Source organism: Kitasatospora sp. NPDC004745, from assembly GCF_042873275.1.
In the GTDB taxonomy this organism is placed as follows: Bacteria; Actinomycetota; Actinomycetes; order Streptomycetales; family Streptomycetaceae; genus Kitasatospora.
Map to the genome: position 1 here is coordinate 39686 of NZ_JBIALK010000021.1, position 15005 is coordinate 54690.

General features: G+C 74.5%; 14 protein-coding genes. 7 read left to right on the forward strand and 7 right to left on the reverse strand.

Translation table 11 applies throughout. The annotated features are described in order from the left end of the window. Nucleotides 1–52: 52 nt before the first annotated feature. Nucleotides 53–1174: an alpha/beta hydrolase gene (locus ACFYUY_RS28450; protein WP_387904833.1), complete on the reverse strand. Its 1122-nt coding sequence runs from the start codon at nucleotides 1172–1174 to the stop codon at nucleotides 53–55. Nucleotides 1175–1335: 161 nt separating this feature from the next. Between ACFYUY_RS28450 and ACFYUY_RS28455 the strand changes: the two genes are divergently transcribed. The 3 genes from ACFYUY_RS28455 to ACFYUY_RS28465 all read left to right on the forward strand — a co-directional run bounded on the left by ACFYUY_RS28455 (nucleotide 1336) and on the right by ACFYUY_RS28465 (nucleotide 5008). Next, nucleotides 1336–2295 (forward strand): hypothetical protein, encoded by a 960-nt coding sequence (locus ACFYUY_RS28455; protein WP_360213010.1) that lies wholly within the window; start codon nucleotides 1336–1338, stop codon nucleotides 2293–2295. Between the two features lie 334 nt (nucleotides 2296–2629). Beyond that, nucleotides 2630–4177, forward strand: coding sequence for a putative Ig domain-containing protein (locus ACFYUY_RS28460; RefSeq protein ID WP_387904836.1), 1548 nt, complete (start codon nucleotides 2630–2632; stop codon nucleotides 4175–4177). Between the two features lie 165 nt (nucleotides 4178–4342). Next, a complete protein-coding gene (locus ACFYUY_RS28465; RefSeq protein ID WP_360213012.1) occupies nucleotides 4343–5008 on the forward strand; it encodes an HAD family hydrolase in 666 nt (221 codons plus the stop codon). A gap of 138 nt (nucleotides 5009–5146) precedes the next feature. Here the strand turns inward: ACFYUY_RS28465 and ACFYUY_RS28470 are convergent, their stop codons facing one another. Continuing rightward, on the reverse strand, nucleotides 5147–5884 hold the full coding sequence (locus tag ACFYUY_RS28470) for an SDR family oxidoreductase (protein WP_360213014.1): 738 nt from the start codon (nucleotides 5882–5884) through the stop codon (nucleotides 5147–5149). A gap of 112 nt (nucleotides 5885–5996) precedes the next feature. Between ACFYUY_RS28470 and ACFYUY_RS28475 the strand changes: the two genes are divergently transcribed. From ACFYUY_RS28475 to ACFYUY_RS28490, 4 genes are all read left to right on the forward strand, one after another. Then, nucleotides 5997–6914 carry a helix-turn-helix transcriptional regulator gene (locus tag ACFYUY_RS28475; protein WP_360213106.1) on the forward strand — a complete coding sequence of 306 codons (918 nt, stop codon included), beginning with the start codon at nucleotides 5997–5999 and terminating at the stop codon, nucleotides 6912–6914. A 174-nt stretch (nucleotides 6915–7088) separates the two neighbouring features. Continuing rightward, on the forward strand, nucleotides 7089–7988 hold the full coding sequence (locus ACFYUY_RS28480; protein ID WP_387905003.1) for an aminoglycoside phosphotransferase family protein: 900 nt from the start codon (nucleotides 7089–7091) through the stop codon (nucleotides 7986–7988). 158 nt (nucleotides 7989–8146) lie between these two features. After that, nucleotides 8147–8476, forward strand: a complete 330-nt coding sequence (locus ACFYUY_RS28485) for a cupin domain-containing protein (RefSeq protein ID WP_360213018.1) — start codon at nucleotides 8147–8149, stop codon at nucleotides 8474–8476. A 16-nt stretch (nucleotides 8477–8492) separates the two neighbouring features. Next, on the forward strand, nucleotides 8493–9164 hold the full coding sequence (locus ACFYUY_RS28490) for a tetratricopeptide repeat protein (RefSeq protein WP_387904840.1): 672 nt from the start codon (nucleotides 8493–8495) through the stop codon (nucleotides 9162–9164). Between the two features lie 41 nt (nucleotides 9165–9205). On the opposite strand, the gene ACFYUY_RS28495 is transcribed toward ACFYUY_RS28490, so the two are convergent. From ACFYUY_RS28495 to ACFYUY_RS28515, 5 genes are all read right to left on the reverse strand, one after another. After that, on the reverse strand, nucleotides 9206–10420 hold the full coding sequence (locus tag ACFYUY_RS28495; protein ID WP_360213022.1) for a DUF5958 family protein: 1215 nt from the start codon (nucleotides 10418–10420) through the stop codon (nucleotides 9206–9208). Nucleotides 10421–10456: 36 nt separating this feature from the next. Then, the gene (locus ACFYUY_RS28500; protein WP_360213024.1) at nucleotides 10457–10753 is read right to left on the reverse strand and encodes a hypothetical protein; all 297 of its coding nucleotides are present in this window, start codon (nucleotides 10751–10753) and stop codon (nucleotides 10457–10459) included. Between the two features lie 290 nt (nucleotides 10754–11043). Continuing rightward, nucleotides 11044–11748, reverse strand: coding sequence for an aspartate/glutamate racemase family protein (locus tag ACFYUY_RS28505; RefSeq protein ID WP_387904844.1), 705 nt, complete (start codon nucleotides 11746–11748; stop codon nucleotides 11044–11046). Nucleotides 11749–11795: 47 nt separating this feature from the next. Beyond that, a complete protein-coding gene (locus ACFYUY_RS28510; protein WP_387904847.1) occupies nucleotides 11796–13664 on the reverse strand; it encodes a CocE/NonD family hydrolase in 1869 nt (622 codons plus the stop codon). Between the two features lie 255 nt (nucleotides 13665–13919). Beyond that, on the reverse strand, nucleotides 13920–14879 hold the full coding sequence (locus tag ACFYUY_RS28515) for a hydrolase (RefSeq protein WP_387904849.1): 960 nt from the start codon (nucleotides 14877–14879) through the stop codon (nucleotides 13920–13922). Nucleotides 14880–15005 lie beyond the last annotated feature (126 nt).

Here is a 15005-nt window from a genome sequence, read left to right on the forward strand (position 1 = left end):
TGCCGGTGCCCTGCCGGTGCCCTGCCGGCCCCCTGTCGGGTCCGGGCTTCGGCTACGCCGCGGGCGGCATCGAGAGGTGCTTGCCCAGCCACTCCAGGGCCGGGGGGATCTCCCGGGTCCAGGTGTGGAAGTTGTGGCCGGCGGTGTCCAGGGTGATGGTGGACATCTTGGTCGGGGACTTGAAGGCGCCGACCATGGCCTGGGTCTCGCCGAAGTTGTTCTCGTCGTTGGCGGTGGTCAGCAGCAGGGAGACCGGGGCCGGCGGCTGGTTCTTCAGCCGCCACAGCAGGTCGTTCTCCTGCTTCAGCCGGTCGCTGCCGCCGAAGAGGTCGCCGGTGGTCTCGTCGTGGGCCGCGCTGTAGTAGCCGGAGAGCGCGACCGCCGCGCGGTAGGAGTCGGGCTTGCGCAGCGCGAACTTGAGGGCGCAGTAGCCGCCGGTGGAGTTCCCGATCACGGCGCGGTTCGCCGGGTCGGTGCCGATCCGGTAGGAGGTGGCGAGGGCCTTGGGCAGGTCGCTGGTGAAGAAGGTCTCCACCTGCGGGCCGTTCGGGACGTCGACGCACTCGGTGTCCCGGTTGCCGACGAGCGTGGGGCGGGTCATCACCAGGATGGTCGGCGGCAGCTTCTTCTGCTCGATCGCGGAGAGGGTGGACGCCGGGTACTGCATCAGCGAGATCAGCTTCTCCGGGGTGCCGGGGTAGCCGGTGAGCACCAGGGCCATCGGGAAGCGCTGCTTGGCGTAGTCCGGCTGGAAGTACTGCGGGGGCAGGTAGACGTAGGCCTCGCTGCTCAGGCCGCTGCCCGCTCCTTTGACGTCGACCTTCTGGATCAGCCCGGAGCGGTCGGGCTCCGAGCCCTGGGCGGAGTAGAACTTCTGCTCGCCGGTGACGGACACCCCGGAGGCGTTGGGCGAGTGGTCGACCACCGTGCCCAGGCCGCCGCTGGTGCCGAGCAGGTCGGTCCAGGAGCTGTAGAAGCCGAAGTAGCCGTTGGCGATCAGGCCCATCGCGACCAGCACGGAGACCTGGGCGGCGAGGAAGGCGCCGATCCGGCCCGCCCAGGACTTCCAGCCCTTCCCGCCGAACCGCGGCCAGAGCCACATGGTGGCGGCGAAGACGAGGATCGCGATGACCGAGGCGGCGATCTGGAGCGGGAGGCCGGTGAGACTGAGCACGGGCCGATCGTAGTTGACCTCCGTCGGCGCCCCCGTACGCCCCCTGACGTAGCCCTTCCGCCGGAAACCGCGAATCCGGTTGACCGGCCTGGGCGGGGTCGGCACCATGGCGGCGGGGTCGTGCACGCAGTGTGTACGAGACGTCACCGGGGCGGGGTTCCATGGAGTCCATCAGCAAGACAGGTCTGGCCGTCGGTACCGCGCTGCTGCTCGCCGCGTGCGCCGCGTGCTCCGGGGGCGGTGGTGGTGGTGGGGCGGCCGCGGGGCCGTCCACGGCGACGGTCACCGCGGTGCCGGTGCAGGCCGAGACCCCGACACCGCTCCCCACCCCGACCAGGCCGCCGTACGGCCCGGTGCTCGCCAAGGGCATCGACCCGCTCGCCAAGGCGCTGGGCCAGGTGTCCACGGCGAAGACCCTGGGCGAGTTCGACACGCTGCTCGGCACGATCGGCAGCGCCGCGACGACCGCGGGCAGTGACCTGCGCTGGGCGAGCGAGCCGCCGGAGGCCGCCACGGCGCGGGCCGAGCTGGTGGCCTCGCTGACCAAGCTCTCCTCCGACGCGGCCGGGGTCCGCAAGGACATCAAGAACAAGGGGGTCTGCGCGCTGGGTTCGGCCCAGGCCGAGCTCGGTGCCTCCGAGGGCCTGGCGGGGGTGGGTTCGGCCTTGGCGAAGATGGCGGCGCTGGGCTTTCAGACGACCTTCGCGGCGCCGCAGACGCCGAAGCAGCAGTCCCGCTCGCTGGACAACGGCACCCTGGTCCGGGAGGGGAGGCTGCGCGGCGAGGGCGTGTTCAAGGTCGACAACGGCGGCAAGTCGGACGCGGTGGTCTCGCTCGCGCTGAACGGCAAGTCGGTGCACTCGGTGTACGTGGCCAAGGGGGCGAAGGCCAGCATCGAGGGCGTCGAGGACGGCACCTACGAGGTGTTCTTCTCCGGCGGCGTGGACTGGGACTCCGACGCGAAGGCCTTCACGCAGAGCTGCCGCTTCACCAAGTTCCAGGACACGCTGGCGTTCGAGACCGGCCGCACCGCGACGTCCTGGTCGATCACCCTCCAGCCGACGGCGGGCGGCAACGCGAAGACCGACAGCGTGGACGCGGACTCCTTCCCGCAGCCGTAGCCGTAGCCGTAGCCGTGGGCGTGGGCGTGGGCGCCGGGGTGCTGGGTGTCCTGGCCTTCGGGCATCTGCTCCCGACTCGTCTTCGCTGCAAGCGTCCTGACTTCTCGTCGGCACCTCCTGGCACCTCCTGGCACCCGCAGTGCCCGGGGGTGCCGTCGGTTGCGCGCGTAACAGGCATACCGGGGCGGATGGCCCCCGCCCGGTGGCACGACCGCCGATCGGCGGTGGCGAGTTCGGTCAGGACGGTTGACCGCTTGAAGTGACCATGGCACTTTCGTGCGGCGCGGGCCTCGGCGACCAGTCGTACACCCCGCGATCCCCCACAAGGAGAGCCATGCTGAAGAGAGTTGTCGCGATGGCGGGTGTGAGCGCCGTCGTCGCGGGCGGGCTGACCCTCGCCGCCGCCCCCGCGCACGCGGTCCAGGCCAGCGACCTGACCTCCACCATCGCCCTGAGCAACTGCTCGGCGTCGCTGGTGCGTTACCCGAGCTCCGTGTCCGCCGACCGGGCGCTCATGCTCACCAACGGCCACTGCCTGCCGACCATGCCCACCGCGGGCCAGGTCATCCAGAACGCCAGCGCGAGCCGCAGCGGCACCCTGCTCAACGGCGCCGGCAACACCCTCGGCACCGTCCAGGCCGACAAGGTGCTCTACGCGACGATGACCGGCACCGACGTCGCGCTCTACCAGCTCACCGACACCTACGCCTCGATCAGCTCCAAGTACGGCGCCACCGCGCTGACCATCAACGACAGCCACCCGGTCGACGGCTCCGCCATGTACATACCCTCCTCGTACTGGAAGCAGGTGTGGAACTGCTCCGTCAACGGGTTCGTGCCCACCCTGCGCGAGGACCAGTGGACCTGGCACGACTCGCTGCGCTACAGCTCCGGCTGCAACACCACGCACGGCACCTCCGGCTCGCCGATCGTCGACTCCGCCAGCGGGCGGATCGTCGGCATCAACAACACCGGCAACGACAACGGCGAGATGTGCACCCTCGACAACCCCTGCGAGGTCGCCGCCGACGGCACCACCAAGGCGTTCAAGGGCCAGAGCTACGGTGAGGAGACCTACTGGTTCACCACCTGCCTCGGCGCCAACCGGGCCATCGACCTCAACGTCGCCGGCTGCCTGCTCACCAAGCCCGCCGGCAGCGCCGTCTCCGTGAGCAACCCGGGCAACCAGTCCACCGCGCTCAACGGCTCGGTCAGCCTGCAGATCAACGCCTCCGGCGGCACCGCCCCGCTGTCGTACGGCGCGACCGGCCTCCCGGCCGGCCTGTCGATCAACGCCTCCACCGGGCTGATCAGCGGCACCGCCACCGCCGCCGGCACCTCCAACGTGACCGTCACGGTCACGGACTCCGCCGGCAAGACCGCCACCGCAGGCTTCACCTGGACCGTCACCGGCGGTGGCGGCGGCACCTGCACCCCGGCCCAGCTGCTCGGCAACGCCGGCTTCGAGACCGGCAGCGCCTCCCCGTGGACGACCAGCTCCGGCGTCGTCGACAACAGCTCCTCGCAGGCGGCCCACGGCGGCTCCTGGAAGGCCTGGCTGAACGGCTACGGCTCCAGCCACACCGACTCCCTCGCGCAGACCGTCACCATCCCGGCCGGCTGCAAGGCGACGCTGAGCTTCTGGCTGCACATCGACACCGCCGAGACCGGCTCCACCGCCTACGACAAGCTGACCCTCTCGGCCAACGGCACCACGCTGAAGACCTACAGCAACGTGGACGCCGCGGCCGGCTACCAGCAGCGCACCTTCGACCTCTCGTCCTACGCGGGCCAGAGCGTCACCCTGAAGTTCAACGGCGTCGAGGACTCCTCGCTGCAGACGAGCTTCGTGATCGACGACACCTCCGTCCAGACCGGCTGAGGCCCGTCCGGTTCGAGCGCCCGGCCCGCGGAGTCCACGGACCCCGCGGGCCGGGCCCGGCATCGACGGTGAACTCCCCCTCCGGGCCCGTGACTTCGGCGAACGGCCGCCGGCCGGCTCCGGGCCGCCCGGTGGCCGGTCCGGACGGATGCCTATCCTGTGGGGATGATCAAGCCGATCGAACTGGTGATATTCGACTGTGACGGCGTCCTCGTGGACAGCGAGGTCATCGCCGTGCGCGTGCTGCTGCGCCTCGGCGCGGAGCTGGGCTGGCCGCTGACCGAGGCCGAGGCGATCGAGCGGTTCGTCGGACGCTCCGAGGCGGCCAACCACACGCTGGTCGCCGACCGGCTCGGGGAGGAGACCGCGCAGGTGTGGGCCAAGCGCTTCGTCGAGCTCCACGCCGAGGCCGTGGACGCCGAACTGACCCCGGTCGACGGTCTGCCCGAGGCGCTGGCCGCGATCACCCTGCCCACCTGCGTGGCCTCCAGCGGCTCGCACGAGAAGATGCGCCACACCCTCGGCCGGACGGGCCTGCACGGGCACTTCGCCGGCCGGATCTTCTCCGCCACCGACGTCGGACGCGGCAAGCCCTGGCCCGACCTCTTCCTGCACGCCGCCCGGTCCATGGGCGTCGACCCGGCCGCGTGCATCGTCGTCGAGGACAGCCGCCCGGGCGTCGAGGCCGCCCGGGCCGCCGGGATGCGCTCGCTCGGCTACGCGGGCGGCGTGACCCCCGCGGAGCGGCTGGCGGGGCCGGACACCGTCGTCTTCGACGACATGCGCCGGCTGCCCGCCCTCATCGCCGCCGGGGCCGTCCAGCCCGCCTAGGGTCTGCCTTCAAACCCGCGTCTGCGGGGCGGCGCAGGGCCGGACGCGCCGGGCCTGACGCAGGGCCGGACGCACGGCCGGACGCGCCGGGCATCGGTCGCCGGCCGCCGGCGGGCAGCGGTCACCGGCGGGCGCCGGTCACCACGGGTGGGTGCCGCCGCCCGGGCGGAAGAACGAGCCCGTCGGGCCGTCACCCGGCCCGCCGACCTGGGCGGCGATCGCCCGCCCGCCCTCCTCCGCGCTCGCCGGGCCGGCGTGGCCGTTCAGATCGGTCGCGCAGTAGCCCGGCTCCAGCGCGTCGACCCTGATCCCGGTGCCGCGCAGCTCGCGGGCGTACACCAGGGTGACGGCGTTGAGCGCGGCCTTCGAGGAGTTGTAGGCGAGCAGGGTCGCGTGCTCCCAGACCGGGTTCTCCGGGCGGGAGAGGAAGCCGGCGAAGCTGGCCAGACCGCTGGAGACGTTGCCGATCCGGGCCGCCGGCGAGCGGCGCAGCAGGGGGATCATCGCGTTGGTCACGGTGACCACGCCGAACACGTTGGTCTCGTAGGTCGCGCGCAGCGCCTCCAGGGGCAGGGTCTGCGGGGTGTGGCCGTAGTCGAGGGCGGTGCCCGCGTTGTTCACCAGGGTGTCCAGGCGGCCGTGCTCGGCGTCGATCCGGCGGGCCGCCGCGGCGGCCGACTCCGGGTCGGTGACGTCGAGGTGGACGAAACGGGCGTCGAGGCCCTGCGCGGCGAGCTCCGCGGCGGCGGCCGCGCCGCGGCCGGGGTCGCGGGCGCCGATCAGCACGGTGTGCCCGGAGCGGGCGAGTTCGCGGGCGGTGGCGAAGCCGATGCCCTTGTTGGCGCCGGTGACGAGGACGATGCGGTTGTCGGTCATGGCCCCACCCTGACCGGGGGCGGCGACGCCCGGGAGAGCACTGTCGAGGGTGGTACCGGCGGTGCCATGGTGGCGCGTCGGCCGCCCGGCGAGACTGGACGGCGTGGAACACGTGGACCGGGCGGAGCTGGCCGCCTTCCTGCGGCGCTGGCGCGCCCGCATCCAGCCGTCCGACGTCGGCCTGCCCGCGGGCGGGCGCCGGCGCACCCCGGGCCTGCGCCGCCAGGAGGTCGCCCAGCTCGCCGGGATGTCGGTGGAGTACTACATCCGCCTCGAACAGGGCCGGGGGCCGCGCCCGTCGCGCCAGATGATCGGGGCGATCAGCCGGGCGCTGCGGCTGTCCGACGACGAACGCGCCCATCTGCACCACCTGGTGGGCGAGCCGCCGCTGCCGCCGGCCGGCCCGCCGCGGGAGGTGCGGCCCGGGCTGCTGCACCTGCTCGACCGTCTCGACGACACCCCGGCGATGGTCTGCAGCGCCGCCCGGGACGTGCTCGCCTGGAACGCCATGGCGGCCGCGCTGCTCGGCGACTTCTCCGTCCTGCCGCCCGGCGAGCGCAACATGATCTGGCGCTTCTTCACCGACCCGGACACCCGCGCCCGCCACGACCCGGACGGCGCCGCGAAGTTCGCCCTCCGTGCGGTCGCCGACCTGCGGGTCGCCGCCGCCCGCTACCCGGCCGACAGCGAGCTGCGCGGGCTGGTCGACCGCCTGGTGGCCGCGAGCGCGGAGTTCCGCGAGCTCTGGGCGCGTCAGGACGTCGAGGTCCGGCGCTCCACCCGCAAGCGGATCCTCCACCCGGTGGTCGGCCCGCTCGACCTCGACTGCGAGGCGCTGCACGACCCGCACCGCGATCAGTGGGTGATCCTCTACACGGCGGCGCCCGGCACCCCCTCGCACGCGGCGCTGCGGCTGCTCAAGGTGGTGGGCAGTCAGGACCTCTCCGGCAGTCAGGACCTCGCCGGTGGCCGGGACCTCGACGGCCGTCACGGCCTCACCGACCGCACGGACCTCGCCGCGCGGGGGTGAGGGCCGCCGAAATCCGGTTGCGGGCCCGGCACCCCGGTGGAAGATTCGGGCCCCGTGCCCGGCCCGGTCCACCGGACGGGGTCCGAGCCGGCCGGGGCCGTACCCGCAGGTGCGTGAGCCCGGCCGCCGGCACGTGACCGGACCGAGCGAGGGGGAGCCACAGGCATGGGCGCGATGCACGCGGACGAGTGGGACATCGACGAGGCGCTGGTGCGCGCGTTGCTCGCCGAACGGTTCCCGCAGTGGGCCGGCCTGCCGGTCGAACGGGTCGACTCGGCCGGCACCAACAACGCCATGTACCGGCTCGGCGCGGACATGGTGGTGCGCCTGCCGCGGATCCCGGCCGCCGCCGAGGACATCGCCAAGGAGCACGCGTGGCTGCCGCGCCTGGCCCCGGCCCTGCCGGTGCCCGTCCCCGCACCGCTGGGCGTGGGCGGGCCGGTCGCGGGGTACCCGTGGCCGTGGTCGGTCTTCCGCTGGCTGGACGGGGCCAATCCGGTGGCGGGCCGGGCCGAGGAGCCCGCGCTGCTGGCCGGCGACCTGGCCGGTTTCGTCGGTGCCCTGCACCGGGTGGACCCGGCGGGCGGCCCCGCCGCCTACCGCAGCGAACCCCTCGCGGAACGGGACGGCCAGACCCGGGCGGCGATCGCGGGGCTGCACGGGATCGTCGACACCCGCGCCGCGACCGACGCCTGGGAGGCGGCCCTGGAGGCCCCGGGGCCGTCCGGCCCGCCCGTCTGGATCCACGCCGACCTGCAGCCGGGCAACCTGCTCGTCTCCGGCGGCCGGCTGAGTGCGGTCATCGACTTCGGGTGCGCCGGACTGGGGGACGGCGCCGTCGACCTGATCCCGGCCTGGTACGTGCTCCCGGCGGCCGTCCGGGGCGACTTCCGGGCGGCGGTGGGGGCCGACGACGCGGCCTGGGCACGCGGCCGGGGCTGGGCCCTGTCGATCGCGGTGGCCGAACTGGACTACTACCGGGAGACCAATCCCGTCATGGCGGACATCGCCCGGTACGTCATCGCGCAGGTGCTGGCCGAGCACGCCTCGCCGGCCGTCGGCCGGCACGCGTAGCACCTCGCGGGGGCGAGGGCCGCGCGGAGCGGTCCGGCAGTCTTTACCGAACGGTCGACCAACGGGCGGCGCCGGGCGGGTAGCGTCCTCGGCATCCACTGAACGCGATGTGCGGACGCCTCCCCCCACCGGGCGGGCGGACCGCGGGGAGGCATGCCGTGAACCCGGTCGACCTGATGAACGTGAACGTGAACGAGTGCGCGGCCCGGCTGCCGCAGGCCTGGCAGTCCCGGGTGCTGGGGCTGGTCGGGGCCGCCGAGGTGAAGCTGCTGCGGATGGACGGGCGGGAGCTGCCGGTGGAGTCGCACGCCGCGGCCGAGGTGCTGCTGGTCGTCGACGGGGTGCTGCAACTGTACGTCGAGGAAGCCGACATGACGCTGCGTTCAGGAGAGCTGGTGGTGGTTCCGGCGGGGGCGCGGCACGCGGTCCGGGCGGGGAGCCGGGGGAGTCTGCTGATCGTCGAGACGGCGGGCCCGGGGGAGGGGTGATCGATACGATCGCCCCATGACCGGAATCGACGATCGTGTGCAGCAAGCCGAACGGCTCTACGAGCAAGCGGTTTTCGGGGGCGACACCGGCGCACTGACCCGGGCCGACCGGTGTCTCGACGCGGTCGAGGCGGATCTCGCCCTGGCCCGCGGCCGGGTGGTCCACGCCCGCTCCGTGGCCCGGCAGGAGGAGTCCGAGGAGGAACTGGCGCTCTTCGAACGGGCGGAGCGGCTCTACGCCGGGCTCGGCGACGACCGGGGCCGCGGCGAGGCGCTGTTCTGGATCGCCGTCTACCACCAGGTGGTGCGCGGGGACCACGACACCGCCCAGCCGCTGCTCCGGCGCTCCCTGGACCTCGCCCGCGGGGCCGGCGACACCCTCACCGCCTCCTACGCGCTGCGTCATCTCGGCATCCTCGACCACATGGCCGGCCGCCTCCCGGAGGCCCGCGCCCACCTGGAGGAGTCGACCCGCCTGCGGCGCGAGGCCGACTTCGCTCCCGGCGTCGCGGCCAACCTGGTCGGCCTCGCCTACATCGCCGGGCAGGAGCAACGGCGTGCGGACGCGGCCGAGTTGCTGCGTGAGGCCACCGCGCTCGCGGAGGACACCGACGCGTACGGCGTGCTCGGGTGGATCACCGGAGCCCGGACGGACCTCGGGCTCGAGCGGGGCTCGGACGGGGTCTGACCGGGCGAAGGCGCGGCGCGCGGCCCCGGGCGGTCAGGGAGTCAGGCCGGTGCGGTCCCCGGTTCCCCGGCGGCCGCGGCGATCCGCTCGGCCACCGGGAAGTCCGCCCCGCAGCCCGGGCAGGTCGCGGTGCCGAACGCACAGGCCAGCACGGCCGCGACGGCCGGCCGGTGGTCGGCGACCGCCAGGTCGTACAGGCGGCGGGCGGTGCCGCGGAGGTCCGCCGGGTCGGCCGGCCGCAGCGGGTGGGTCGCGGCGTGGCCGGCCGAGCCGGCGTCGGCACCGGCGGTGGCGAGGGCCCGGCCGCCGGGGCGGGAGTACCGGCCGCGGTCGCCGACGACGACCAGGACCTCCGCCGCGCACGCCGGGCAGGTCAGCTCGTACTGCTGCACGATGATCCCCAGGGTGAGCTCCCCGGCCCAGGCCGGACCGCCCTCGAGGCTCAACTGCGCGTCCAGGGAGGCGGCGTAGTCCCGCACGCAGGGGGCCGTCCGCCGGTGCTCCTCGGCCAGCGCGCGCAGGGCGGCGATCTCGGTGGCGTACCGGGCGCGGACGTTCCCGGCCCCGTGGGGCTGGTCGGCACCCGCCACGATGGCACCGGCCAGGGCCAGGGCCGGCAGGGTGCGCTGCTGGTCGAGCCCGCCCGCGATGTCGAGCAGTCCCGGCAGCGCCGCGAAGCCCGCCGGGTGGACGGTGTCGTCGGGGCACAGGGCGGACCAGAGGGCGTCCCAGCCCTGCGGGGTGGGGTCGGCGGCGAGGCGCGCGAGCCGGACCGGGACGTCCTCGGCGGTGCCGTACGCGTGGGTGAGCCGCGACCAGTCCGTGGTGCCGGACGCGGCGCCCGGCGGCCGGGCGGGCCCCAGCCGGTGCCAGGCGTGGGAGCAGCCGTCGCGGCAGAAGCGCTCCCGGCGCCGGGCGTCGGCGAGCGCCAGCACGTGGACCAGCAGCCGGAAGGCCTTGCGCCGCTCGTGCGGCGGCTCCAGGCGGGCGACCGCCCCCAGCCGGTGCTCGATCCGCCCGCCGGAGAGCAGCACCGACGGGGTGTGGGTCGGTTTGAGCCCGGCCGGGCGGACGGCGGCCACGCCGTCCTCGGTGGTGGCGCGGGCCTGTACGGCGAACGCGGCGAGGTCCCGCAGCGCGAGCCGCTGCTCCTCGCCGGGCAGCCCGTCGAACCAGTCGATCCCCTGGGCCAGCGGCCGCAGGCCCTGCGCCAGCTCGTTGAGGACCACGTGCCGCTCGGGCAGTTCCCGGGTCACGGCCCACCCCCCCCTTCGTCCGTCGCGCGAGCCGGGTCAGCAGAGTTCCAGCCGGGCGTGGGTGGCGTCGTGGAACAGCTCCAGCAGGGTCCGGCCGAGCGGGTGCTCCGGGGAGAGGAAGGCGCTGCGGCGGGCCCGGACGACCAGGACGTCGTGGGAGTCGAGCAGGTCGGAGAAGCCCCGGTTCTCGATGATGTCCCAGAGGGCGTCCAGGCTGCGGCCCTGCCAGTGGTGCAGGGCCTCGTGGTTGACGGCGACGAGTGCCGCGCGGAGGTCCGTCAGCGACTCGACGGTGTACTCGCGGATGTCGACCAGCAGTTCGCTCTGTGCCACGGCGGGAGCCTAGGGCGTGTCTTTCGGATCACGCCAGGCGGTCGCCGCCGGGGCACGCACCTCGCCGGCTTCTCGTCAGTCGCCGATGCTCCGCATGGACTCCCTCCTCGGCGCCGCCGATGCACGCACCCCAACGACGCCCGCTGATCCGACGTGATCCGAAAGACACGCCCTGGCGCGGGGCGCCGAAGCGGCTGAGCGCGCGGTGGCCGCCGGCGTCCCCGCCGGCCGGTGCCGTTCCGCCCTGGCGGCTGGGCGCGACCGGGCCACGGCCTGACGGGGCGGCTCCGTCAGGCCGTGACCCCGCCGGCCAGGGCGGCCTCGACGGCGGCTTCGGCGTGCAGCCGGGCGGTGGGGAAGAGCGGGACGGGGCTGTCCTCGGGGCGGACGAGCAGTTCGATCTCGGTGCAGCCCAGGACGATGCCCTCGGCCCCGGCGGCGACCAGGTCCTCGATCACCCGGCGGTAGGCGGCCCGCGACTCCTCGCGGACGACGCCGAGGCACAGCTCCTGGTAGATCACCCGGTGCACCAGGGCGCGGCCCTCCTGGTCCGGGACGAGGACGTCGAGGCCGCCGGCGGCCAGCCGGCCGCGGTAGAAGTCCTGTTCCATCGTGAAGGCGGTGCCGAGCAGTCCGACCCGGCGCAGGCCGGCCGTGCGGACGGCCTGTGCGGTGGCGTCGGCGAGGTGCAGGAGCGGCACCCGGACGGCCGAGGCGACCTGGTCGGCGACCTTGTGCATGGTGTTGGTGCAGATCAGCAGTAGTTCGGCGCCCGCGGCCTGCAGTGCGCGGGCGGCGTCGGCCAGGAGGGCGCCGGCCTCCTCCCAGCGTCCTTCGGCCTGCAGCCGTTCGACGGTGGCGAAGTCGACGGAGTAGAGCACGAGCGGTGCGGAGTGCAGCCCGCCGAGGCGTTCCCGGGTGAGTTCGTTGAGGTGGCGGTAGTACTCGGCGGTGGATTCCCAGCTCATGCCGCCGATCAGGCCGAGGGTCTTCATGGGCAAGTTATAAAGCATTGGTCGGCTTCACGGCAATGCCATAAGGATTACTTTGGGGTGCTGGGGGTGCTCTCCCGGGGCACCCGGTGCTGCCACTCCCGGGTGAACACCACCGAGCCCGCCTCCAGCGCCCGCAGCTGCACGACGCTGAGGAAGTGCCCGGCGTCGCAGCGCAGTTGGGTGCGGGTCTGCACGGTGACGTCCCAGCCGGCCTCGGGCCGCTCCAGGCGGACGGTGTGGTCGGTGCGGGCCTGGGCGCTGAGCGGGGTGCCGGTGAGGATCCGGTACGCGGTGACGGTGTGCTCGTCGCGGACCAGGCCGTCGGGGTGGGTGCGGGTGCCGTCCCCGGCGGGGGAGAGCTCGGTGCGCCACTCGTGGCGGCCGATGTCGTGGACGGTGAGGCGTTCGGGCCGGGCCGTCAGCGGCTCGGTCAGGTGGACGTCGAGCGGCTCGGGCAGTTCGGGGGTCCCCAGGGAGACGGGCGCGGCGCCGACGTCGGCGGCGAGATGGCGCACCGGCAGGCTCAGCGCGGAGCCGGACGGGTCGACGGCGTAGCCCGTGGTGTCCGGCTCCGGCCACACCCAGGGCCAGTAGCCGGAGGAGAGGGCCAGCCGCAGGCGGTGCCCGGCGGGGACGGTGGCGGCGCAGGCGGCCAGCTCCACGGTGGCGTCCCGGCCGTCGGTGAGCAGCACGCCGCGGGTGATCAGCGCGGAGGTGCCGTCCGGGCCGACGGCGCAGAGCCGGGCGACGACCTGGGCGGGCGGCCCGCCGCCGCGCAGCCGCAGCCGCACGGTGGGCGCGCCGAGGACCTCGACGGGCTCGGGCAGCGGCTGCGAGTCGAAGCAGACCGAGCGGCCGTCCTCCTCGCGCTGGTCGGGAGGCTGGTCGGCGGGGCGGCCCTGCGAGACGTAGGCCCCGGCGTCGAGGCCGGTGTGCTGGGGCGAGCGGACCGGGACGTGGCGGTCCTCGGCGGAGGTGCCGGCGGTGCGCAGCGCGCCGTCGAGGCCGTAGTGGATCTCCCGGACGTCGGGGGAGGGCCAGACCTCCTCGCCGGCCCAGCGGGTGCTGATCCAGCTGCGCAGGGCGGGCTCCTCGGGGGCTCCGGTGTCGACGTCGCGCAGCCAGTGGTCCCACCAGCGCAGCGTCTCGGGGAGCGCGTCCTCGGGCAGCCCGTGCGGCCAGGGGCCGAGCAGGGCGCGGGCGTCGGGGGAGGTGGCGAGCAGGCGCAGCACGAAGGAGCAGGACGGGTCGCCCCACCCGGCGACGGCGAAGGCGGGCACGGGCACCGGGACGCTGCTCTCCCCGGCGGCGAGCCAGGTGTCCACGGGCGGGTCGAGGGACTCCAGGCGGGCGAACCACTCGCTGCGCCAGGAGTCGCCGACGTGCCGGGGGTCGGGCGGCAGGGCGGCACCGGCGACGAGGGCGGTGAGCCGGGTGTGCAGGTCGGTGGCGAGGAGGGCGCCGCCGAGGCGGTGGCCGCCCTCGGGGCAGGCGGTGACCAGGGCGCCGACGGTGCCGGGGGCCCGCGCGGCGAGCAGCAGTGCGGTGGTGCCGGCGGCGCCGACGCCGAGCAGGCCGACCCGGCCGGTGGACCAGGGCCGGCGGGCGAGCCAGTCGATCACGGCCGCGCCGTCGTCGAGCTCGGCGCCGCCACCGGGTTCGGCGGGCAGGCCGCCGGAGTTGCCGTGCCCGCGGGTGTCCACCCGGACGGCGGCGTAGCCGTGGCCGGCGTACCAGGGGTGGCGGCGGGCGTCCTCGGCGGCGGTGCGGTCGGTGAGCCGGCCGGAGGAGTACTCCAGGAGGACGGGGACGGGCTCGTCGCCGACCGGGCGCCACACCCGGGCGCTGAGGCGGGTGCCGTCGGGCAGCGGGATGCGCAGGTCCTCGCGGGTGGTGCGGTAGGGGTACGACGGCATGGCCGCTCCCATCGGGTCCCGGGCCGGTGACTGCCGGCGGGCCCGCGGCGCGCTCCCGGTCGGTGGGGGCGCGCCGCGGGCGTCGGCATTCCGACCCTAGGGGAGGAAGCGTCCGATTTCCTGACGAAGAGGGTTCCTGACGAGCGGGTTCCTGGCGGGCGGGGTCCCGGCGGGTGGATTCCCGACGGGCGGGGTCCCGACGGGCCGGGCCGGGCATCGCCCGCCGGCCGGCCCGGGCGGGGCCCGCGGGGGCGCTCACGCCTTGCTGAGCCAGGCGGTGGCGTTGAGGGCGAGCGCGGCGTCGGTGCCGGCCGGGTCGTTCCAGCCGTTGTAGAGGGTGTTGCCGCTCTGCCCGGTGCCGTCGTCGACGGGCGAGCTGTCGCCCCAGACGGCGACCCGGCCGCTGCCGTAGGTGCTGGTGACGAAGAAGGCGCCGGTGGTGCCGCTGGAGCCGGTGCGGTAGACGAGCCCCTTGACGGAGGGGTTGTCGGCGGGCTTCAGGGTGAAGGTGGTGCCGTTGCGCAGGATGGAGCCGGTGACGGTGCCGAACGGGCCGTGCAGCACGGGGTCGGTGGGGGCGTCGGCGGTGCGCGGGTTGTCGGTGGTGATGTTGAGCAGGTCCACGGAGAAGCCGAAGGGGTCGTTGTCGTCGACCCCGTTGGCGGTCATCAGGTCGTTGATGATCGCGGGGGAGTCCCAGCCGTCGTTGTTGCGGTCGCTCCTGGTGTGGTCGGAGATCAGGAAGAGTCCGCCGCCGTTGCGGACGAAGCGGACCAGCGCGCTCTTCTCGCCCGTGGTCAGCCGGATGTTGGGTTCCGGGAGGACGAAGGTGTCGAAGTTGGCGAGGTCGAGGGCGGCGCCGGTGCCGTAGCTGATGGTGGAGCCGGCGGGGAGGGTCTTGAGGCTGTACTGGCCGGTCCTCTGGAGGGCGACGCCCCAGGCGGAGAGGGCGCCGGTCCAGCTCTTCTCGGTGGTGGGGTTGGCGTTCTGGGCGAGCGGGTCGGGCTGGCTGGTGCTGATGATCCAGTCGGCGTTCCCGGCGGTCTCGGCCTTGCTGTTGTCGAACAGCACCCGGTGCGGGGTGGCGGCGACCGGGGTGGCCGAGGCGGGCGCGGGCGTGGGGGCGGGCGCGGCGACGGCGGTGGGGGTGATCAGGCCGGCCGCGAGCAGGGCGGTGCCGGCGAGAGCCGTGGCGGCTCGCATGCGGATCGTCATGTGCCGTTCCTCCGTGGGGAGTCGAGGTTTCGGCGCTCGAGTTTTCGCGCGTAGAACGGGAGTATCCGCCGGTCGGGCGGCGGTCGGAAGCCCCGGGAGGTTACGGCGCCCTGTACGGCTCGTGAC

Bases quoted from the DNA above. Each gene is read 5' to 3' on its own strand.
- ACFYUY_RS28480 (WP_387905003.1), top strand. From the start codon at position 7,089: ATGCACGCGGACGAGTGGGACATCGACGAGGCGCTGGTGCGCGCGTTG.
- ACFYUY_RS28455 (WP_360213010.1), top strand. From the start codon at position 1,336: ATGGAGTCCATCAGCAAGACAGGTCTGGCCGTCGGTACCGCGCTGCTG.
- ACFYUY_RS28470 (WP_360213014.1), bottom strand. From the start codon at position 5,884: ATGACCGACAACCGCATCGTCCTCGTCACCGGCGCCAACAAGGGCATC.
- ACFYUY_RS28465 (WP_360213012.1), top strand. From the start codon at position 4,343: ATGATCAAGCCGATCGAACTGGTGATATTCGACTGTGACGGCGTCCTC.
- ACFYUY_RS28505 (WP_387904844.1), bottom strand. From the start codon at position 11,748: ATGAAGACCCTCGGCCTGATCGGCGGCATGAGCTGGGAATCCACCGCC.
- ACFYUY_RS28510 (WP_387904847.1), bottom strand. From the start codon at position 13,664: ATGCCGTCGTACCCCTACCGCACCACCCGCGAGGACCTGCGCATCCCG.
- ACFYUY_RS28460 (WP_387904836.1), top strand. From the start codon at position 2,630: ATGCTGAAGAGAGTTGTCGCGATGGCGGGTGTGAGCGCCGTCGTCGCG.
- ACFYUY_RS28490 (WP_387904840.1), top strand. From the start codon at position 8,493: ATGACCGGAATCGACGATCGTGTGCAGCAAGCCGAACGGCTCTACGAG.
- ACFYUY_RS28515 (WP_387904849.1), bottom strand. From the start codon at position 14,879: ATGACGATCCGCATGCGAGCCGCCACGGCTCTCGCCGGCACCGCCCTG.